The sequence below is a fragment of the Gimesia sp. genome (assembly GCF_048262075.1).
In the GTDB taxonomy this organism is placed as follows: domain Bacteria; phylum Planctomycetota; class Planctomycetia; order Planctomycetales; family Planctomycetaceae; genus Gimesia.
Genome location: NZ_JBLXFK010000008.1, coordinates 182,233 through 203,767, shown reverse-complemented (window position 1 = coordinate 203,767; position 21,535 = coordinate 182,233). Strand labels below are relative to the sequence as shown.

Sequence of the window (21,535 nt, the reverse complement as noted above, 5' to 3'; positions counted from 1 at the left end):
TCAGTTTCCTTTGCGATTTTTTGGTTGTTTTTTCACCGCGTCTGCCGGCGCGCCCTGTTCTTTCGCGATGCGTTTTGCCAGTTCCTGAAGCTTCTCTGGAGACACGATTTCTCGATTGACCAACCCGACCAGAAGCGATTCTAAAGAGCCGTTGCAGAATCGATCGATGATGGATCGCACGGCATCTGCAGCCGCATTGTTCGACTCGACGGTAGGCGAATACACGAAAGTTCGACCTTCAGTGCGATGTCGCACGTACCCCTTCGTTTCCAGTCGCCTCAGAATTGTCTGAACGGTGGAGTGCTTGATCGGCTGAGACTTCTCGAACTCAACACGAACACGTTCCACAGTCACTTCAGACAGTTCCCACACGATGTTCATAACCCGGTTTTCCAACTCACTGAGCGGCGGTTTTTGTGGACGTGACATGCTCATCTTTACTCGATATGTGGTTGCAATTTATAGTTTACATCCCGTAGTATTACATATTGTAATACTACAAATAGTAATAATTCGCAAGGAGATGTCAACAGACAATCGAAGTCTTTGCCCTTAAATAGAACGCATGAGTGATCTATCGTGCTGACATTATGCTTTTCGTCTATTCAACGGTAAGCGGTTTGGCACTGCGTGTACGAAGAAACGCTACGCTGGGGCAATCAAAACCGCTGGCTACATCGCGTTGCCGGCAATCCAGGCTGTGGTCCAGGCGTTCTGAAAATTGAAGCCGCCTGTGATGCCGTCGATATCCAGTACTTCGCCTGCGAAATAGAGACCCGGGCAGATGCGACTTTCCATCGTGCGGAAATCGACTTCTTTCAGAGCCACGCCACCACAGGTCACGAATTCTTCTTTGAAGACACCCTTCCCGGCTACCTGGAATTCGCCGGCAGATAATTCGGTCGCAAGCGTCTGTGTTGCCTTTTTGGAAAGTTCAGCCCAGCGAACGGGTTGCGGACCGACAGAGTGATCGACAAGCGATTTCCATAATCGTTTTGGTAACTGCCAGGGGCATGCAGCCTCGATTGTTTTTTTGGGATGAATGGCTTTAAACGAATTCAACTGCGCACGAATCTCCTCGGTACTGGATCCCGCCAACCAGTTGATGAGTAGTTTGGCGTTGTAATTGGAATCGTGCAGTTCCCGGGCCGCCCACGCGGACAGTTTCAAAACGGCAGGACCACTCAATCCCCAATGCGTCACGAGGATCGGCCCCGACTGTTTGAACGTCTTCGTGTCGGTGACTAACTGACAGTTTACGTGTTCCACTGCTACCCCTGGCAGGTCTTTAATCCTTGGATCGTCAACTTTGAAAGTGAACAACGAGGGGACCGGCGGAACGATCTGATGCCCGAGACTGCGCGACAGTCCGTAACCGGCGCGGCTGCCGCCGGTCGCCAGGAGAATCCGGTCCGCCTGCATTGATTCCCCCGATTGCAGAGTGACCAGAAAGTGTGAGTCTGTTCTCTGAATCGTCGACACATTGGCACGCAGCCGAACCATGACTCCTGCGTCTTTCGCTGCGCCCTGCAGACAATCGACGATGGTCGCGGAATCATCAGTCGTGGGAAACATGCGGCCATCCGACTCTGTTTTGGTGCGAACGCCGCGCGACTCAAACCAGCTGATCGTGTCGGAAGGCTGAAACCTGCTGAAGGGCCCCCGCAGGGCTTTCCCGCCTCGCGGGTAGCTGTTCACCAGTTCGCGGGGTTCGAAGCAACTGTGCGTCAGATTGCAGCGCCCGCCTCCGGAGACGCGGACTTTCGCCAATACAGTCGCAGCCGCTTCGAGGATCGTCACCTCGTGACCGTTTTCGGCAGCCGCAATCGCTCCGAAGAATCCCGCTGCGCCGCCGCCAATCACAATCACTTTCAATTTTCTTCGCCTCGGATGAAATGCCAAAATACGCGACCGATGTCGTGTGGTCAAAAAACTCAGCCGAACGAAAAGCCTCTACGGATTCACTACTTGCGGCAGCTCAGAGTCTAGCATTTCAACCGATTGATTTCACCCATACCGCTCCCCTCTTTCAGTCAATCGCGTTGAATACTGCCGTTTAACGGTTTCGCATCTCTTGCATTTGATCTGAAATGGGAAACTGCTTAAACAGGACGCACCAGTTCCAGAGGGGATAAGGTTCCCCTGCACGCGTGCCATAACCCGGGTCGGCAAATTGATAAATGGCTTTTTCGGGATCAGAATCTCGCAGATTTCCAAACGAAAAACCTCGATAGGCGGTGAGCGTCTGCCCGGTGTCGAAAGGTTTATTCTTCCGAAGCTCCCGGTTCTCAAAGCGGAGGATGGTTTTCCCCTCACTTTCAGTCACGTGTCGAATGGGTGCCTGGGCGTAGGCATCGCCGGCCAGCATGTTGGACACGAAAAAGGCTCCTTCAGCCAGTAGTGGCTTGAGTTGGGGATCGAATTTTTGATTGAGAATCAGTTCGGTTGTGGGCTGATCATTGATGACAGGTCCCGTTCTGATCTGAGAAATTTTTCCGACTTGCCCCGCGTAAGGCAATCCATAGCTGAGCGCAAAATGAGTATCTGTTTTGAGCGGAGAGACCAAGTGAATTCGCAGGCGTGAAGGCGATTCCAGTTCAATGGCCTTGATTGCTGAAACAGCACGGGCACTGTTACGAACCTGGAAACCATAGAGCGAGTGGTAACCTTCGCCTCTGACTAACTGTTCTCGCGGCAGAAATGTTTCATCCAATACCAGTGGTGGTCGTGGTACATGAAATTCGACCAGCACACTGGCACGATCCGGAGCAACCCAGGCTTTCAAGGGACGCAATGGCTGCCATGTTTCTCCCAGATTGAGAACACGATGTACCACCTTGGCCACCTGTTCGCCAAACCAGCGTTCGCCATCGGCTGACATATGGATCGGGTCACCATATCTGCCGGCATAGCGACTGTTCAAGGCACTCGCCACCATGTAATGCGGGCCAACCATGGTAATGTGCGGATCTTTGTCCGCAGCCAACAGTTGTGCCTCACCGGCGGGACTCAACGTCTGATAGGTAAACAGCGGAATCTCATCGGTTTGCCCGGTAATGTTCTGCAAGTCATGCGACCATTGTTTTCGGTACTCAATGAGCCGATCCCGATACCAGTGCAGTCCTGCGGGACGAGGAATTTCTTTGCCCCATCGACTGGGATTAATCCCGCCTGTCGGCCCGGCATTGGCTTCCCCCTGCATCCAGATTAAAGCCGCGATCCCAAAACTTTCTCCCCAGGCTGCCGCTTGTGCTGTGGCGCGGCGGGCATCATCCAGACTCGTTTGATAATAGCCACCGCCATGCTGCCTGGATTCAGGCGTACGAGGATCCGTCGATTGATCAACGCTGGAAAGTTCGTCAATCATCCGTCCCCCCTGCCCTGCATAAGTCACTAAAAAATGAGGCGTTTTATTCTGCCGCGCTTTCAGTTCCTGCTGAGAACCGATGACACTGGATTTCAAATGATCGGCCAGACCGTTAGCGATGGTCTCACCCAGTCCGCCGTTGACGGTGGCAGTGAGTGGTTCCAAGGAGAACTGTTCTGCGGGTCGCTCGTGTGGCTTATCACCATACCTGCCATAAGACCAGGTGCGCACTCCACGCTGGAACATATAGTTTCCCCAGTCACCATCGGAATGCGTAACAATGGGCAGCGACTCGGCGCCTTCACATAAAGATTGCCCCATTAACCAGAGGCCTACAATGTCACGCTGGAGGAGTGACTGCTCCGAAGCTGCCTGCGGACTCTCTTCAGAAAAACAGTCGGTAACCGACAAAACCATGATGGCGATGAAAAGTAAAAGTGACTTCATTCTGAATGAGGTTCCTGGTGCTGAAGTGGGATGTAGCAGAGAAATACACCGCAGATATAGACTATCAGAATCAAAGCAGTCGTAACAGCAGCGAGACACAGAAGCGTTTCACATCCGCAAAGATTACAATCCCGTGGGGAGTTGCTCCAGTCCCTGCGCCTTATTGGGTATAAATTATCAGCGGAGCCGTAATTGCTTGAATAATTGGTACTTGGGTCTTGTCTAATTTTTGGTACCATCCACGGAAATGTCGAGAGAGCAGAAATAATTCGAGATTGCAGAAAACGCGTGCCCACATCAATTAACATACGGATAAATACTACTGTCACCGTGCCAGGTTTTGTTGTACCATTACTATATGGAGACAAACAGGGAACAACTACCGGAGTTGAGGCAACCGCGGTCAGCACGATCTCGCTGGCTATGGGGGTTCGCCGTGCTTTTGCTTGCCGGATTACTTGCGGGAGGAAGCTGGTGGTGGAGATCGCGGCAGTTTACTGCGCAAGTTGAAAGTATGGGAGGGAAGCATTACCAGGCAAAGGACCCGACGCCGGTGACTTTTGCTCTGGCTACAGAACGGCTCTTGAAACTGATTAGTGGCAGTGAAGTTCCAGTATTCGATGTCATTGAGTTTACACCGGGAATCATCAATGACGACTGGCTGCGCGACAACCGGTCGGCAATCGCTGACATGTCCAACCTGACACTCGTCATGCACGGCTCGCGGATTACGGCGACCGGCTTGTCTTACTTGAATGGACTACAGTGCCTGCACTCAATTGACCTCAGTGACACAGGCCTTGCCGATTCCAGTTTGTCGCATGTGGTCACACATCCGAATCTGGTCGACCTATCCATACCCGGCACGGGAATCTCGGATACTGCACTGGAAGTTTTGTCGCAAATGCCGCACCTTGTTGCGGTCAGTATCGACTCAACGCAGGCAACACAAACTGGCATAGCGCATCTTGCAAAGTGTCCGAAGCTTGAGATACTGATTTTGTATGACGCGAACGATGGCAACATTGCACAGCTACACCGGTTGCCGGGACTGAATTTCCTCACGCTTCGCAATGCACAACTTTCCGAAAATAGCCTGGCGTCATTCAAGGCCATTCCAAAATTGACTCTGTTAACGTTCATCGACTGTGACCTGTCTGATGAGCAGCTCACGCAAATTCAGACGGGATTGCCGACATGTCAGGTTCAACGCATCACATCGCAGCAGATTGAAGAAATAGAGAAATCCTTACTGGATTAGTCAGTCATCCAGGATTGGAATGGTCACGAACGGTCCCGATTTCCAGCTACGTATGGTCTCGTTGCGTCAGCTGAATAAAGTGCGGTGCGTCACCGAGACATATTTGAGGTTCCATGGGGCAATTTATTGCACCAGATGATTTTCTCTAAATAAAACTTGATCGACCACCCGATGTGCAGTATAGTCTGCACATCAGAAGGAGTCACCTATGCCGCGCTTTACACCAGGCGAACTTGCTGTGATGCAAATCCTGTGGGATCAGGGTGAGTTGAAACCGAGTGATTTACAGAAGTATTTTCCAGAGCCGATCAAGAACCCGGCACTACGTTCCTATCTCGGAATCTTAGTCGAGAAGGGCCATATTTCACGTCGGAAGATCGGGAAAGCATATTACTACAAGGCGATAACGCGTCGCCATTCGGCGTTTCGTTCGACAGTTCGTGAAATCGTGGATGCTTACTGCGATGGTTCAGCAAAAAACCTCATTCTTGATCTCATTCGGGCAGAGAAACTCAGCGAGGACGACTTGCTGGAACTCAAACGCCTCGCCGATGATCGAAAACAAAATTGACCCGGGAGGCGAAGATGTTATCCACATTGAACTGGTTAATGGAGAGCAGCGACGGTCTTCAACACAGTGTCCTGCTGATACTGATTCGTACTACGCTGATTCTCACGGTCGCCTGGCTCTGTCACTTCGCGTGCAGCCGACGGAATCCACGCCTTAGAATCTTACTCTGGCGAACTACCGCAATCGCAATTATTGGCGTGTTTTGTCTTAGTCTGATTCCGTACCGACTGAAACTGGCACTTCTTCCCGCAGTATCTCATAGTACTGAGTTGCATGAGACGAATCACGCCAATGATAAGCGAAAGAGGGTTCCCGCTGCTGATATTCCCGTGCGTCTGAATCAGTCCCGATTTGAAGCAGGAGAAATGTCTGACCTGCCCCCCACACCAGTGGATTCATCCTCTGCGATGGTGAAACCTGGGAAGGGAGACCGAAACGTATCTATGGGCAGCCAACAGTCGGCCGCGCGCCCAGCCACTAGTCACTCTTTTAGTTTGTTCGGCTACTTTGTGACTGTATGGGCAATCGGAATGGCACTCAATTCATTGGGTTGGCTGGGTGGAATGCTCAGGCTCATTTCGTTGTATCGTCGTGCATCAATGGTGCCCACGTACATTCAAAATCAAGCACTCGAGATTGCCACAACGCTCGACTACTCGGGGCCCATTGATGTCCGCTACAGTGATGATATTCAATCGCCCTTCATTGTTGGTGCCTGGAAACCAAGGGTGTTAATACCGGCTCACCAGTGTGCAGAGACGGAGCGGCAGGAACTACAGGCGTCGTTGGCACACGAGTTAGCACACTGCCAGGGAAAGGACCTGCGTTGGAATCATTTACTCACCCTGCTGCAAATATTGCTGTGGTTTTATCCTCTCGCATGGAAAATCCGCGTCGTTCATGCAGACGCGTGCGATGAACTGTGTGATGCGAAAGCCGCTGGTTACCTGGGTGACGATAAATTGTATGGGAGACTGCTGGCAACCCTGGCACTGCGCGTTGCTGATCAGAACCGAATGGCTGCACTGGCGATGGCCGGTCGGTCACAAGTACGAAAACGTATCGAAGCGGTGGGGCGTAACATGACCAGCAAGGTGCTCAATCGCTGGCAAACGGGCAGCTTTATTACTTGTGCGACAGTTGCGGTAATTTTTCTGGGAACCGTGAGTATCAGTCGCTCCCAGGATCAGACCTCGAATTCCCAGACTCAACCGCCGGTGGTCAAGCCTCTGCTAGTCGAGGAAATTCTATCGGGAACAGGCGAACCGGGGTCCACTGCCAGACTTTTTTATTATTCAGACAGTAACACAAGACCGGTTTTCATACATGAGACAACCATTGATACGAATGGTCGTTTCTCATTCAAAGAAGTGCCGATAGTCGGGAAGAAAGGACGACTTGTCCTGGCGGCCACCAAACCAGGTTTTGCCTCCGTGATTCGTTACCTGAGACAAGAGTCAGACCGATCTGATATTTCGCTGAAAATGAAATCAAAAACAGCTGCCTTGAGTGGAACGATTACCGACGCAAACGGAACTCCAATTCCAAATGCAGTTGTTTCAACACAAGCAGACAAATATCCGATTCCAGGAGCCCGCATGGCAATAACCGACAAGAGCGGTCAATACAATATTACGGATCTGGCTGCCTGGAATGCAGAAGAAACGAAAACATACGATCCGAAGACGAAAACAGGTACCATGGTGACAAAATGTTTTTTCAGGGTGAACCATGCAGACTACCCGATCACTCTTGGAGCGTACTCACAGATTCCACAAAAGGTCGATCTCACGCTTTTACCACCCGCAATTGTAGAGGGGCAGGTTGTTGATCTGGTCACTGGCGAACCGCTGGCAAATGCAGGCGTTGCAGCACAGGGGGTCGCGCGCAGTGGCTGGTTCACAACGAAAACCGATGCCGACGGAAACTATCAACTGCGGATGACGAACGATCATTATAATATCTGGGCCATCGCGCCGGATCGTATGCCACTGGCCATCAAAGCGTTGAAAGTGACGCAGGGGCAACGGCTGACGGGTATGGATATTCGGATGACTCGGGGCGGCTATGTAGTCGGCAAAGTGATTGATCCGGCAACGAATCAACCCGTTGATGGAAGTCAGACGAAAATTCAGGTTGGCCACCACGGTCCAGCACGACCCATGACCGGGGCTGCTGTGACGTCGACTCCAGTGAAGACAGACGGTACTTATCGTTTGCACGTTGCCGCTGGACGCAACTATGTTTATCTGATGAGCGGGAACGCTGCGCCGGTCTATCTGAAAGTAGGCGATGCTCAAACGGTAAAACACGATTTTACCATCGGAACGATATCCAAGATCTCCATCGGTGCTGATCCGGACCAGCTTCTTCGCAGAAAGATTATGAAAGAAACGCGCCGCGAAGAGGAAAAACAAGTCACGCGACAAAAAAGTAAGCCGGAAGCCGCAACATTGCGTCAAAATACATCCGTAGGGCAACTACTGACCGAACTCGATGATATGAATACAGGATCGGAAAGATTCAGCGACAAATGGGCGAATCAAATTCGCAGGATCGTGGCACTGGGCCCCGATGTTGTGCCGCAACTGGTCGCAGAACTGGATCGGACCTCCAATAGTATGATGCTGCGTTGCCTTGGTTTTATGCTGCGTGCGATTGGCGACAAACGTGCGGTTCCTGGCCTGATCCGTGCGATTCCCAAAACTTTAATTCGTCCCGGTTCAGACATGGGACTGCGGATTGATGGCACCGATCAAACACTGCTCAAATTCATGCAGCAGCACGACCTGAGTCCGAAACACAATGGGAATGAGTACGATTGTGGCAGGCCAGTGCGCGAAATATTTGGCGCATTACATTCTTTAACCGGACAGAATTTTGGAGAACAGGAACTGTTTAGTGTGTTTCTGAATAAGAACGATTTTCCCAGTCAAAAGCATGCCAAGGCGGTTCTCTTCCAGCGAATTGCGGAGCGTTGGGCTCAGTGGTGGCAGTTGGAGGGGCATAAGTTAACGAATGATCCCTCTTTTCATACAGTGAAGTTGTCGCCTCTGCCAGTTTTAGCACCATCAGATTCCATTTCTGCCGATGCTCAACTTAAAACCGAAAGTGGCACGAGTAACTGGATCCTGGAACCGATGCGTCGTGCTTCAAGCGGGCGATCTTTTTATGACCTCGATACAGGGCGTGCTGCGCGACTGCCAAAACGCTGGCGTGATAAAAAGCTTTCAGAGGAGCAACTGCTGGAAATCCAGGAGTGGGCGGCAGAGCAAGGGTATGACATGCTGGGAGACGAAATAGAAGGAGAAAATGAGAAGTCTCTGTTCGTCCTGCGTCCCATCGGGCTCAGCACGTGGGAGTTACCCAAGTCGCAATGGAAAGCCAGCTTGAAACAAACCTCTATTAATTCACTTAAAGAACTAGGACGCCTCAACAAACAAGATCTCCTCGTAAGTTTTGATGCAGAAACAAACAAAGCCAAACCGCTTGACACTGCCACGTTCTTCTACATAACGCGAGAAGGAACTCCGGGTATTCTGTATGTTGGTATTGAAGTTCACGACAACAGCTTGAAACCAGGTGGTATTTCGACCGGAGATAATGAGTTGAACCCTGTCGCATTCATGAAAGGACGACGGTTTGGTCTCAGTCGTCTGGTTGAACGTTTCCCTCTATCCAGAGAGTCAAATATACGTTGAACAGATTCTCGAATCTCATCTGCTGTATGTAACATTTTTAAGACGTTTCTGTATGGCTGTAATACGACCTGTTCACAATACAGCAATCCTCGAATCATACCCGAGAGTAAGAAATCGGCCGCGTAACCCAGGTTCGAGAGTCCGTGAAACTCCACAAAAGCAAATCACATAATTCTACTATAATCCGGTTCGTCGAAAACAGGTTCAGGGTGAGAACTGTTTCTGCTCCAGCGACTCTCGTACAATGATACTCGGTCCAAATGCCTCTGCAGACTCTACAGTCATTCGGGACACAGTCGATTCACCACAATCCTACCCTTTGATAAACTTTTTTCGTCCGGTATCATATATAGCATATCTGGACCACAATCGATGGCTAACCTGTGTTTGTTGTCTGTCAGCTTCATCTACAAACAAGTCCGTGCCGGTGTTTAATAAGTTCTGCAAACGTAATGCAAATCGATCATAAAATTGAATACGATATCAATCCTCAACTGCATGATAAAATTACTGAGCTTCGAAATGCTTGCTTTCCAGAGGATTCAAAACCAAGATCGTATTTTAAGCAGTTGCCTCATTTCAGATATTTAGCGTATGAGGACGGAATATTGGTGGGTCAAATGGGAATAGACCATCGAGTGATCTCAGTTGGAAAATCAGTGTTCTCTATCTTTGGAGTGATTGATTTATGTATTTCCCGCAGCTACAGAAGCAGAGGTATTGCATCAGAGCTACTGGAACAACTTTCGGCATTGGCGGAAGAGAAAGGAATCGATTTTTTGTTCCTCGTTGCCGATGATCACCGCTTGTATGAAACACATGGATTTCAAATAATTTCGACCAGCCTCACCTGGCTCAGAATTGATGAGCACAAGAATTATGGCGTCGGCAGTGAACGAATCGAAAAAGAATTAATGATCAAACAAACAGGAAAGAAGGTTTGGCCGGATGAACCAGTTGATTTGCTTGGTTACCTCTTCTAAACGAAAGTAGAACCAGGTGATGACGCACTACTCCGCTCCTCAAATCTCGCCATGGGAAAACAAAGCCTGCACACATTGACTCACTGCATCCAAGCGGCACACTGGTCAGGTGAAGAATACTGTTTTGTATCGGGTAACTTTTTTCGGTTCCGGACTTCTTTGTTATTTGCCCGTTTTCCATCCCTACAGTTGACTTGTTGTAGATCCATGGCCCCGAGAACCTTACACCATGAAATGTCCTTTTCGCCAGATATCATACACAGCATGGAGTCATCATATCCGATTAAAAATCAGCATTATTTGCATGTTTTAGTACCATATCTGCTTCGTATACGAACAAGACCATGCAGGTGAATAACAAATCAGGTGGCAGGGATAAACGCGATGGTAACGTCACATTCCATAAGCGACGATTCAGAGTTTCGGCCAACAATCCTGGTGCGTCTTCCCGGGAATGTCGAATCCGATGTCGTACGACTAGAAGCGCGATTGAATCTCACACTACCGATTGCTTACCGTCGTTTCTTACTAAACTACCCGAGTATTTTGATCGAAACCAAGACTGACCTGAGATGGTGCCATGAATCGTTGTCAGACCGAAAACTTCGTTTCAATATCGACGAACTGATCTACTACAATGAGGACGTCAGGGTGCCTGGAACTCCATGGACCGAGGACGAGGGCCCGTGGCCAGATCATTACTTCGTGATCGGTGATGATCAGACCGGCAACTACTGGGTTATCGATGTTTTGTCGTCGGGCGAGATGATACTTTTCTATGACCACGAAACGGGCACGTTCACGGTTGAGCACAAGACCATTCAAGCATTTACAGATCACCTTGTCCAAGCAACTATTAAATGGAACCAGGAGCAAAAAGTCCGCCGTGATAAATCACCATAGCTGACCGCTCAACCAATGTTGTTCTGATTTGTGTCTTCTGTCAAAGTGCTTTGGACGAGAAATTCGACGCCGTCTTGCAGGCTGCCTTTCGGAACAAACAAGGTGCTTTCCAGCGCCGCTCTCAAGCGGAGTGTCTACGTCACAGAACATGATTTTCGTTTTTCGTGCAACTGTTAGTGCAGACCTACTCCGCGTTGTCATTCTCGTCGAGCCAGTCTTCGAGTTTCTGCCTGGCCTTGGGATCGCCGGGGTCTATCTCGACCGATTTGTGATAGTGCCAGTCAGCGCGAGTGAAATCACCGTGTGCACGGTATGCATCTCCGAGACACCAATGAGGACATGAGACATCGGGAAGAAATTCAGCCGCATATCCGAAATGCGTGATCGCCTCGTCGTAACATTTCAAGCCGTAGCAGAGGTTCCCGAAAAAGAGATGAGACCAGCCATCATACGGATCAATCTTGAGCGCTCGCTCATAATACTCGTTGCATTTATCTAGTTGATACGATTTGAAGTATGCCATACCAATTCGGATCAACAGGTCAACCTCATCTGGGTTGTCGTGTTCCAGCGCAAGTAAATCGGTAAGATCGAGCGAATTGAGGTATTCAAGGTATTCGGGCTCAGGCATGCATGAAAGACACGTTTACGGGAGCGGTGGTTCGCCCCACGGCATTCTAAAGCGCATCACATGTGCCTCTGGCGTCCCTCGTACTCTGTAACTCGGTCCCAATACTTCTGAAGAAACTCCGGAAATACGGGACACAGTCTGGTATCGACTGTCTGCTCAAGGTTGAGCCATCCTCATCTGCTGCCACCTTAATTCAATGGGTTTGTCTCGCCGCTCATTTTCCCTTATCCCGATTCGAGTCATTCCACCCGAGTTTTTTGTTCCTTGCCTGCAGGTTTGGGGTAGAAACGGCTCAGAGAGGAGTTACACTACCTGAAGAAAAACACACATCGCATCGTCACAATACGAGATATAAGATCTGAATCGCAAAATACAAAGCGGAATAATAAAACAACGCACTCGAAACGAATGCTTGTGAACGGCTTGTTGAAGCACACGTATTTCTCTACTCCTTGAATGTGTTTATCTTCTGAAGAGAGCGAGATAACCAGCACCAGACGGACAAAACAAGGGAGATCATTCACCAAGTGATAAAAAACAGGGACGATGTCATACTGGGTTGAAGCTCTAGTACTTTGTCAAGCTAGAAATTGAGGATTGGGGGTGTTGTTTACGTGCTCCGTTGTCGCACACTCATGATATCTATCAACCTCTGATTTAATAATGACACTCCACTAGTCCGAAATGGTTTCGGGGTGATCTCAAATGGGGAATACCGATTAAAGGTAATCAAATGTGTCCAATTCCACGAACAACTAAACTCCCGATTCTTGACTTGATATGTGACTCGCCACTGCAGGCCATTCGCACCTTTTACAGAGACACCTCGCGGTTCCGTCGTTTAACGCTGATCTTGATTTTACTTCTATCTGCGTGGAATGAGATCGTCTCAGGTGAGTTAATTAAGAATGATGGAACGAGTTTGCGCATTGTGGCAAAAATTGACGGGACGGATGACTTACATATTTCCCACCACAGTGCCAGTTGGAAGCATGGTTCATGGGGCTGGCCAACCAATGTACAGGTCAATGGACTGTCTTGGTCTCCACGACAACAACCAGCATTACAGGTTAGTCCTGAGTCGCCATTTCTGCGAAGTAATATCAAACTTGCAGGTGCCACAATTCGCAAGATTCGCGGTCGTGGTCAGGTCAAACTGGATTACGATACAAAGGGATTGATCGTCCGTTTCAATGACGAGCGTCACAATGGATCCGCAACCTACGAAGTGGTAATCACGTTTGCTGATCAAATTTGCGAGCAATCTCGACGCATGATCGACTGCCTCAAATCCGAGACTGGTCAACCGTTGCAGCAACTCGAATTCAACATCCAGACAAAGATCGACGGCGCCGACGCCGTTCATATCGATTCAGACAAAGTCAAATGGGCGCACTATGAATCAAGTTGGCCACGAAAGGTATCGTTAAATGGAAGAAACTGGAATCCCTATGAGGAATCTGAATTCAGCCCCGAATCGAAAGGCTTTTTTATCCCGGCCGGGCTAAATTTGTCGGCCGCCAGATTGGTTGAGAAAAAAGGGAGAGGAGCCGTACAACTCCTAAAGTCTGACGATCGATTGACAATTCGATTTGACGACCGACACGTCCCAGGGGCCGACAACTACGCTGCACGAGTTCGCATCCCGATCTCTCAGCTTTGGCCCGTTGAGATTCAGTGCGATAAGCCCGAACATGTTTTCGGAGCTCAACTGACGATCGTGCGTTATGCAAAAGACGAGAAACTTCCAACGATTGTCCCAGGACAGCATGTGTTTGATCATCTCGGTCGCACTATTGTCGCTTTACCTCCAGGCTCATACCGGTTTGAAGTACAGCATCAATTTCGCCCTAATGTTCTCGTGGCGTTAAAGAGCAGCCTCGTGGAAGTAGGATCGCCAACCACCGTCAGACTTAAATCGATTCAAATTCCAACACCGAAGTTGACTGTGAGGGGTTACCGAAGGCTGGAACTGACACAGTTGGGAATTCGCTCAATCTTGCCGACTGGCGCAGTAGCATGGAAACGAAACCCACAGTCAAATTATGTCTCATTAGTTCTTTCACAAGACGAGAGCTACCGCATTCGAGCCTTCGGAAGTAACGAGTTTGCACAAGTCGCCTTATGGAAAGAGCTGAAAACGAATGAAATTCGTCGAATCAGCGAAACAGAAGAGAACATGATCCGGTGCTCTTTTCACTGGCAATCAGAATCATTGCCGCCGATCGCAGCAGGAGTGAAGCTGGATTTCCCCGACTCTAAGTACGAGTTCCGCGTCACGAAGAACACCTTGTTTTTAACCAATCGCCAATTTCTGGAACTTGGATACTGGTTCCAGCTTAAGAACGGTCGCAAAGCGGTTTTTCATCCTCAAGGATACGTACTGCCCCAAACTCCGTCCGATCATCTGTTCGAACTGGGCGGTCCGCTGGCAGGTCGTGCAAGTGCAGCGATTTTGACCAACGAGAATTTAGGGAGCCCCAACGCACGGCAATTATGGACTGATATTTGCCTGATCGATCCCCACGGTCATATCATGGATCACCAGAAATCAACCATCGACTGGAAATGGAAAGTGCAAATGCGTGACGGCAACGCGCCGCCGAAACATCCCCTGACACAGGAAGCCATCCAGAGATTGGGAAATGTAACTGATACGGTTCTCCTTAATGCTCAGTATCAGTTGGATCAGCCCGAGGAACTGGTTCTGTCTCCCGAACGTTTTGTTCCCCGTCGATCAAAACAAGTTTCGACAACATCGCCTGCGTATATGAACTGGCGAACTGCTGCTTACCTGGCTAAGGCTGAGCGAAGCCTGAGTGAAATTGCCTCAGAACGAGAAATACCGCTCTCCCCCGCTTATGGTGTGAAGTTGATCTGGTGGTTAAACGGAGGCGCCGTTGGTGGCCACGGCGGAACGACGATGCCACTTAACGGCATGACCGGAGATTTTAACTGGTTTCATCATCCGTGGGCAATCTCGCACGAATTACTGCACGGGTTCGGATATGGGCACGATGACGACATGAATCGGACTGATAGCGTAATTCAGAGGCGTTTTCTGGAATACAAATGGTTTGTAGCAGATCATCCGAATTATGTCCCGGAATCCCTGATTCAGTCGAAAGAGGATCCAACTGAATTCGTTCTCGGGAAGCCAGTTGACTTGCTTAACTTGATCGATTTAGAACGCGATACATTGCTCGGGGAGTGGAAATGGGAAGATGGCGTGCTACTCACACCGACATCGAGTGGCGGTCGTCTCAAGTTGCCTGTCGAGGCCCCTTCGTCCTATGAGTTGTTAATAGTCGCCACACGCCTCAGGGGCCGTGATACCCTGGGCGTCGACATAGTTGCAGGCGAGGACAATATCGGCACCATGGTGGCACTCGATGGTTGGCGGGGTCGGGCGTGCGGTCTGCATTTTCTTGATGGACGCGGTGGCAACCAAAACGAAAGCACTTATCAGGGGGGCGTCTTTCCCGATCAGAAAGAGCATACCATCCTGTGCCGAGTCACTCCGCAGAGCGTGGTAGTCAAAGTCGACGATAGCCGAATCATAGATTGGAGCGGTGATTCAAAACGACTCCTGCATCCTGCTAAGTCAGCAGCGACCAGGAGACGTGAATTATTCCTTTCTGAAACAAAGAATGTATCGTACCGGATTTCGAAAATTCAGCTTCGAACAATCAACACCTCAGAGTGAGTTGTTGAACTCCCTATTCTCCCCCTGCCTTTTCGGTTGTTTTTTTCTGCTGCTTTCTGCTAAAACTACGCGATGAAACATATACGAAACTTCTGCATCATCGCTCATATTGATCATGGCAAGTCCACGCTCGCCGACCGGCTCATTCAAACCTGTGGGGGCGTGACACAACGCGAACTACATGAACAAATGCTTGATTCGATGGATATCGAGCGTGAACGAGGCATCACCATCAAGAGCAATTCGATTACGCTCGATTATCGGGCTCCGGATGGCGAAGACTATTTATTGAATCTGATCGATACGCCGGGACACGTCGACTTTTCACATGAAGTCAGGCGTTCCTTGATGGCCTGCGAAGGCGCCCTGATTGTGGTCGACGCTTCGCAGGGAGTCGAAGCCCAGACGGTCGCGAACCTCTACTTGGCGTTGGAACATGATTTGACTCTGCTGCCCGTGATCAACAAAATCGATCTGCCAGCCGCGGACATCGAACGGGCGCAAGAGTCGATTGATGAAGAATTAGGACTCGATCCGTTCGAGGCAATCCCGATTTCCGCTAAAAATGGCATTGGCATCGAAGACGTGTTACAGGGCATCGTCGAGAAGTTGCCGCCCCCCGTGGGTGATGCGGATGCGCCGCTGAAGGCGCTCGTGTTTGACGCGAACTACGATAAGTTTCGCGGCGTGATTCTGCAGTGCCGCATCATGGAAGGCACACTCAAGCCCCGCGATACGATCCATTTCATGCACGCCGGTCGCGACTTCACAGTAGATGAAGTCGGCTTTAACCAGATGAAACTCATCCCCAAAACACAGCTCAGCGCTGGTGAAGTGGGGTATGTTGTCGCGGGAGTCAAAAGTGTGCAGGATATTGAGATCGGCGATACGATCACCCTGCTGAATCGTCAGGCCGCGGAGCCGATTCCCGGCTACCAGCCAGCCAGACAGGTCGTCTTTTCTTCCATCTATCCCATGGACACGGGGGATTACCAGGAGCTGACCAAGGCCCTGGAGAAGCTCGCGATCAACGATGCAGCGCTCACGTTTGAAAAAGACAGTTCCGCAGCCTTGGGATTTGGCTTTCGCTGTGGCTTTCTCGGACTGCTGCATCTGGATGTGATTCAAGAGCGTATCCAGCGTGAATTTGACATTGGCCTGGTGATCTCCGCCCCGTCGGTCAAGTATCATCTGACTTTGAAAGACGGTTCCACGATCGAAGTCGACAATCCCTCTTACTGGCCCGATCCCACGATGATCGAATCGGCCAGTGAACCCTATATCAAAGCTTCGATCCTGACTCCCGAGACGTACGTCGGTCCGGTCATGGAACTCTGCCGGGAACATCGCTCGGAAAGCCAGACGATGAATTATCTGTCCGCCAATCGGATCGAAGTCACCAGCGTCATGCCTCTGGGAGAGGTCCTCTTCGACTTCTACGGCAAACTGAAGATGATCACCCGCGGCTACGGCTCGTTTGACTATGAGCCGATTGAATATCGAACCACCGATATTGTGAAAGTCGATATTCTCGTCAACAAGGAATCGGTTGACACGCTGGCCTACCTCGTGCATCGAGAAAAAGCCCGACCGCGGGCGCTGCACTACTGCGAACAACTCGCCAAAGAAATCCCCCGACATCAGTTCAAGATCCCCATCCAGGGCGCCATTGGAGGCGAAGTTATTGCCCGCACCACGATCGCACCGTTCCGCAAAGACGTGACCGAAAAACTCTACGGTGGCGATGTGACGCGTAAGAAGAAACTGCTCGAAAAGCAGAAAAAGGGTAAGGCAAAAATGAAGCAGTTCGGCAGCGTTAATATTCCCCAGAAAGCGTTTGTCTCCGTGCTGCGTACCGATAAAGATTAAAACGGAAGCTACCAACCAGGTGACGTCAGCAGCAGCCGTATTCAGAGGGTGCAGCAGGTTGTTGAACCGTAACGGCTCATAATGCTCGTATAAAAGGTCCTTCGCTCGATGGAAATCGGCCGAAACATGGACTTCTATACAGACCAAATATACAATAGCCCCGACGGCTCCATCTGCTATCTCTCAATGGACTCGCGCTGAACACCGCCCCATGACGAGACACGTTCTACAATAAGGACAGACGCCATGCATTCACTGTTGAAATCTTTGGCTCTCGTTTGCATAGTCACTCAAAGTGTCTCAGCCGAGGAATGGAAGTCAGCCGATGGCGTGATCTCCGTTATTGTGCCGAATCAGTCTCGCTTCGTGCAAACCGAGTCCGAGCCCCCTGTTTCCATCATTTGGGTATCAACAGACGGAATGCTCACACTCATGATTGCCGAAATTCAAATCCCACCCAAAATGCCGCTACGGCAATCGTCTCTGGAAAAAGGGATCACCAAAGCATTAGGTGGTAAGATTCTCGATTCAACCATGGAGCGGCGGAAAGGACACGAAATCATCACTATCACTAACTATAGTCAGGATTTTGAGCCAGAACTTTTCATAACACAAAAGGTCGTTGCAATAAACGATAAAGCGTACAAGATCATGGCAAGGGGTTTCGGTAAGGACGTACGCACGGATCCTGAAGCAGGCAAATTCCTGTCTTCTTTCAAGATTCACGCTACGAAGCAAAAGGGAACAAGAAGTCGGCCAAACAGGGGTTCCGGAATACGTGCGGCAAGAGGAAATGTCGAGTTTACGCCAGTCGATCTGATCTCACAGAAACTGGGGGGCATCGGCTTTCTCCTGTTGATATTTTGTGGAATCGTCACCTGTATTTCACGATTATCCAAACGGGGAAAATCAACAGACGATAGTTCAACATGACTCTGATGTTCGATGAGATAAAAGTAACAGGAACAGATCAAAAGCCCCACAGCAATACAGAAGTCCTGAAAGAAATGGACCATGATATTTTCAGCCGTGCATTGGAAAACGTCTGCATCGAAACCTGGATACAAATTCGCGTAGAGAATCATTCCGTGCAATCGTAACAGCAGCTGTCAACCGTTCTTTCATTACGTCTTCAATAATGAAACAGACCACTCGAATAAATTACTGGTAAGGCAACCGTTCCTGATGCGAGTCCTTTTTATATGTTCTCGAAACAAAAAACGCAGTCTGACAGCAGAGGTTCATTTCGCCACTCTAAACGATTTCGAAGTCGCCTCAGCAGGTTTGAATCGAGATTCTCAGTCACTCGTCACACCGGAACTACTGACATGGGCTGATCTCATCTTCGTTATGGACCCGGTTCATCGACAGAAACTGTCAAAACGTTTTAACCAGTATCTGAGAGACACTAGAATCGTTTGTTTCGATATTGCAGACAAATATGAATTCATGGACGCTGATTTAATCGCGGAATTAGAGCGGAAGGTCGGGAAGCATCTTTGAATTAAAAAAACGCTTTGCGGCACAGTCTGTCCTGCACCGCAAAGCGTCTGTGTTATCAATTTCAGGATTGGCTTGTCAAACCAAACGCGCGGTCCATGTTGGCGGAGATTTCTTTCAGACGCTCCAGATCCCCGCCGACGACTTCGGCTGCGGCCCAGCCGGCGTACTTGATTTCGGCCAGCGCTTTGCGGACGTCGGCCCAGTCCAGATCGCCTTCGCCGATCTTGGTGAACTTGCTCATTTCGCGTGAGAAACCTTTCAGGTCCAGCTTGACGACTCGTTTGTTGAGCTGGCGAATCCAGTCACCCATGCTGCCGTATTTCCAGTGATTGCCAATGTCAAACTGCATGCCAACCCAGGGAGAATTGAATTCGTCGATGTACTTCACAAACTTGTCCGCGGTCTGAGTGTGGTCGCCTTCGTGGTCGTAGCAGAACTGGTTCCAGACATTTTCAACCAGAATATGAATGCCGAGTTCTGCAGCAACAGGGATTGCCTTGGAAATATTCTCAACCGATCGCTTCCAGATTTCTGCTTCAGGACCATCGCTGCCTTTGCCAACGACCAGCAGAACTGAGTTTCCGCCCACGGCATGCGTCTGACGTAAGGCTTCTTTCAGACTCTCCAGAGCCTTGGCACGCACCGCGGGATCGGCATCGGTGTGGCGCACATTCCAGTGCCCGGCATTGACTGAGCCATCTACAGGAAGTCCCGTCGCTTTAATGGCAGCGCGCACTTCTTTAACATCGATTCCCGGAGTATTCAATTCGATTCCATCAAATCCGGCTTCCTTCGCGAGCGCGAATTTTTCTTCCAGCGACTTACCCGCTTTGACCATCCCGATCTTCAGCGTCTTAAACAGGCGCCCCTTGAGATAGCCATCCTGACTCGCTGCTCCCTGAGCAACAAACGGAGAAGAAGCAGCAGCGGCAGCCGCTAGCAGCATAAAATGACGACGAGAAAGTGAATCCGATGTGAGCATAGCTACTCCTTGATGTTGGATCGTGTTTTATTTGTTTTCAGTTAGATAGTTAAGTTTAATAAAATGTCAGCACTCGTTTATGATGGCATGGTCACAGGCGGAACGCAAGTATGACACGCAGAATGACAGCTGCTTTCTGACTGTTAATTCAAATGGAATTGACTGAGCACAAGTTAATGACACAGGCACTTAAACTTCCACCTGCCAGGACATAATTGTCATAATAACCAATATTGATATAGACAAATTCGCCCCAAAGCCGGGTCGGGTATATACGCCTCAAAGAAGGCAGAAAGAGACGGTATTAGAATAATCTCAAACTCAGGGAGTCGGTCATGGGGAGATATTATGTGGTCGTTGCGGTTTGCACGATTTTCATTTCAGTGTCGGTGGTATCAGCTACTGACGCAAAGCCCCGCCCACTTTCGAAATCGGAAGCAGAGATTATTTCCCTCAACGAAGAACTTTACGCGGCTTATGACAGGCTCCACATGCGTGCTGATAAGATCACAGAGGTGGCCGAGCAAGAAAAGTTCTATGCTGAGAATGATCCTACGCCGAAATTTGTAGACCGCTTGATCGAGTTCGAACGCTCGCATCATGGCACGCACGCCGGTTTAATGGCTGCACGTCGACTGGTTTTACTGGGCGCGGGAGGTGGCGATCCTGATTACCCGGGCGATGCCGGACGGCGCTATGCATTAAAAGCACTCAGAGACTATGCTAATGCCGCCGAGTTACCGGAAATCATTCGCCATTTAGCTTATGGAAACGTTGAACCGGAATCAGAACCACTTTTGAGGTATCTGATGAATGATCCTGAAGTCCGTGATGAGAACCGCCTGTTTGCAAAATACATGTTAGCACGATGGTCTTTGACCGTTCGAAATATCCATGAAAACTGGGAGCGCTGGTCCCAGGAACTGGCAGCGGGACGGGAACCTCGATTTTTCAAGGAAAAAGAGACACTGGCAAAAAAGCAAGCCAAGGCACTGCCACCCCAAAAGCTTTCCGCACTCGAACGAGAGGCGTTGGAAATTCTCCTGTCTTTTAAAACTTCCAAGTCAGACGTGCGACAGCCGGGCATCAAAGGCGTCGACGAACACTGGCATCTAATTTACTTTGATCCCGATAAAACAAAGACGATGCCATTAGTAAAAGAACTGGCAGCCGGACTCCTCTTTAAAGAGCAGCATTTACGGGAAGGCAAACCAGCGCCCGATCTGATACTTCAACTTGTGTCAGGTGAAGACTGGTCGCTTGCAGACCAGCGGGGGAAGACGGTGATCATCCAGTTTTCGTTCAAGGGTTGCGGCCCCTGCGAAGCGATGTATCCCGACCTGCGTGAACTGGCGGCGGCACACAAAGAGAAGCTGGCCATTCTCAGCATCTTGGTCGATGAAAAAAAAGCAGATACCACAGACGCCGTAAATTCAGGGAAGCTAGCGTGGAATGTGCACTGGGACGGCGACAGAGGCCCGATCGCCACCCAATGGGCCGTACCCAGCTTCCCGACGGTTTACGTGATTGGACCAGACGGCCGGATTGTGAGTAATGGACTACGCGGCAATCAACTGAAAGCCAAAATTGCCGAACTGACGCGATGAAGTT

Annotated in this window: 14 protein-coding genes; 9 read left to right on the top strand and 5 right to left on the bottom strand. The window is 49.9% G+C overall.

The window, feature by feature from the left end; genetic code table 11:
- The 3 genes from ACN0YH_RS17035 to ACN0YH_RS17025 all read right to left on the bottom strand — a co-directional run bounded on the left by ACN0YH_RS17035 (position 1) and on the right by ACN0YH_RS17025 (position 3,814).
- Entirely contained in the window at positions 1 to 429 is a 429-nt protein-coding gene (locus tag ACN0YH_RS17035) for a BlaI/MecI/CopY family transcriptional regulator (protein ID WP_417380781.1), read from the bottom strand.
- A gap of 243 nt (positions 430 to 672) precedes the next feature.
- Positions 673 to 1,869 carry an NAD(P)/FAD-dependent oxidoreductase gene (locus ACN0YH_RS17030; RefSeq protein WP_417380859.1) on the bottom strand — a complete coding sequence of 399 codons (1,197 nt, stop codon included), beginning with the start codon at positions 1,867 to 1,869 and terminating at the stop codon, positions 673 to 675.
- A 187-nt stretch (positions 1,870 to 2,056) separates the two neighbouring features.
- The gene (locus ACN0YH_RS17025) at positions 2,057 to 3,814 is read right to left on the bottom strand and encodes a phosphate ABC transporter substrate-binding protein (protein WP_417380780.1); all 1,758 of its coding nucleotides are present in this window, start codon (positions 3,812 to 3,814) and stop codon (positions 2,057 to 2,059) included.
- A gap of 436 nt (positions 3,815 to 4,250) precedes the next feature.
- Between ACN0YH_RS17025 and ACN0YH_RS17020 the strand changes: the two genes are divergently transcribed.
- The 5 genes from ACN0YH_RS17020 (at position 4,251) to ACN0YH_RS17000 (ending at position 11,233) form a co-directional block, all read left to right on the top strand.
- Entirely contained in the window at positions 4,251 to 5,075 is an 825-nt protein-coding gene (locus ACN0YH_RS17020; protein WP_417380779.1) for a hypothetical protein, read from the top strand.
- A 208-nt stretch (positions 5,076 to 5,283) separates the two neighbouring features.
- Complete coding sequence (locus ACN0YH_RS17015) at positions 5,284 to 5,646, top strand: BlaI/MecI/CopY family transcriptional regulator (protein WP_417380778.1); 363 nt, start codon at positions 5,284 to 5,286, stop codon at positions 5,644 to 5,646.
- A gap of 14 nt (positions 5,647 to 5,660) precedes the next feature.
- Entirely contained in the window at positions 5,661 to 9,347 is a 3,687-nt protein-coding gene (locus ACN0YH_RS17010; protein WP_417380777.1) for a M56 family metallopeptidase, read from the top strand.
- A gap of 452 nt (positions 9,348 to 9,799) precedes the next feature.
- Positions 9,800 to 10,330: a GNAT family N-acetyltransferase gene (locus ACN0YH_RS17005; RefSeq protein WP_417380776.1), complete on the top strand. Its 531-nt coding sequence runs from the start codon at positions 9,800 to 9,802 to the stop codon at positions 10,328 to 10,330.
- A gap of 384 nt (positions 10,331 to 10,714) precedes the next feature.
- Positions 10,715 to 11,233, top strand: a complete 519-nt coding sequence (locus ACN0YH_RS17000) for an SMI1/KNR4 family protein (protein WP_417380775.1) — start codon at positions 10,715 to 10,717, stop codon at positions 11,231 to 11,233.
- A gap of 184 nt (positions 11,234 to 11,417) precedes the next feature.
- On the opposite strand, the gene ACN0YH_RS16995 is transcribed toward ACN0YH_RS17000, so the two are convergent.
- Positions 11,418 to 11,864 carry a tetratricopeptide repeat protein gene (locus tag ACN0YH_RS16995; RefSeq protein WP_417380774.1) on the bottom strand — a complete coding sequence of 149 codons (447 nt, stop codon included), beginning with the start codon at positions 11,862 to 11,864 and terminating at the stop codon, positions 11,418 to 11,420.
- A gap of 931 nt (positions 11,865 to 12,795) precedes the next feature.
- Here ACN0YH_RS16995 and ACN0YH_RS16990 point away from each other — a divergent pair.
- The 3 genes from ACN0YH_RS16990 (at position 12,796) to ACN0YH_RS16980 (ending at position 18,372) form a co-directional block, all read left to right on the top strand.
- The gene (locus ACN0YH_RS16990) at positions 12,796 to 15,570 is read left to right on the top strand and encodes a hypothetical protein (protein ID WP_417380773.1); all 2,775 of its coding nucleotides are present in this window, start codon (positions 12,796 to 12,798) and stop codon (positions 15,568 to 15,570) included.
- A gap of 72 nt (positions 15,571 to 15,642) precedes the next feature.
- Complete coding sequence (gene lepA / locus ACN0YH_RS16985; protein ID WP_417380772.1) at positions 15,643 to 17,439, top strand: translation elongation factor 4; 1,797 nt, start codon at positions 15,643 to 15,645, stop codon at positions 17,437 to 17,439.
- A gap of 432 nt (positions 17,440 to 17,871) precedes the next feature.
- On the top strand, positions 17,872 to 18,372 hold the full coding sequence (locus tag ACN0YH_RS16980) for a hypothetical protein (protein WP_417380771.1): 501 nt from the start codon (positions 17,872 to 17,874) through the stop codon (positions 18,370 to 18,372).
- 631 nt (positions 18,373 to 19,003) lie between these two features.
- On the opposite strand, the gene ACN0YH_RS16975 is transcribed toward ACN0YH_RS16980, so the two are convergent.
- On the bottom strand, positions 19,004 to 19,924 hold the full coding sequence (locus tag ACN0YH_RS16975) for a sugar phosphate isomerase/epimerase family protein (RefSeq protein ID WP_417380770.1): 921 nt from the start codon (positions 19,922 to 19,924) through the stop codon (positions 19,004 to 19,006).
- Between the two features lie 335 nt (positions 19,925 to 20,259).
- Here ACN0YH_RS16975 and ACN0YH_RS16970 point away from each other — a divergent pair, with 335 nt between their 5' ends.
- Positions 20,260 to 21,531 (top strand): TlpA family protein disulfide reductase, encoded by a 1,272-nt coding sequence (locus ACN0YH_RS16970; protein WP_417380769.1) that lies wholly within the window; start codon positions 20,260 to 20,262, stop codon positions 21,529 to 21,531.
- The last annotated feature ends 4 nt before the right edge of the window (positions 21,532 to 21,535 follow it).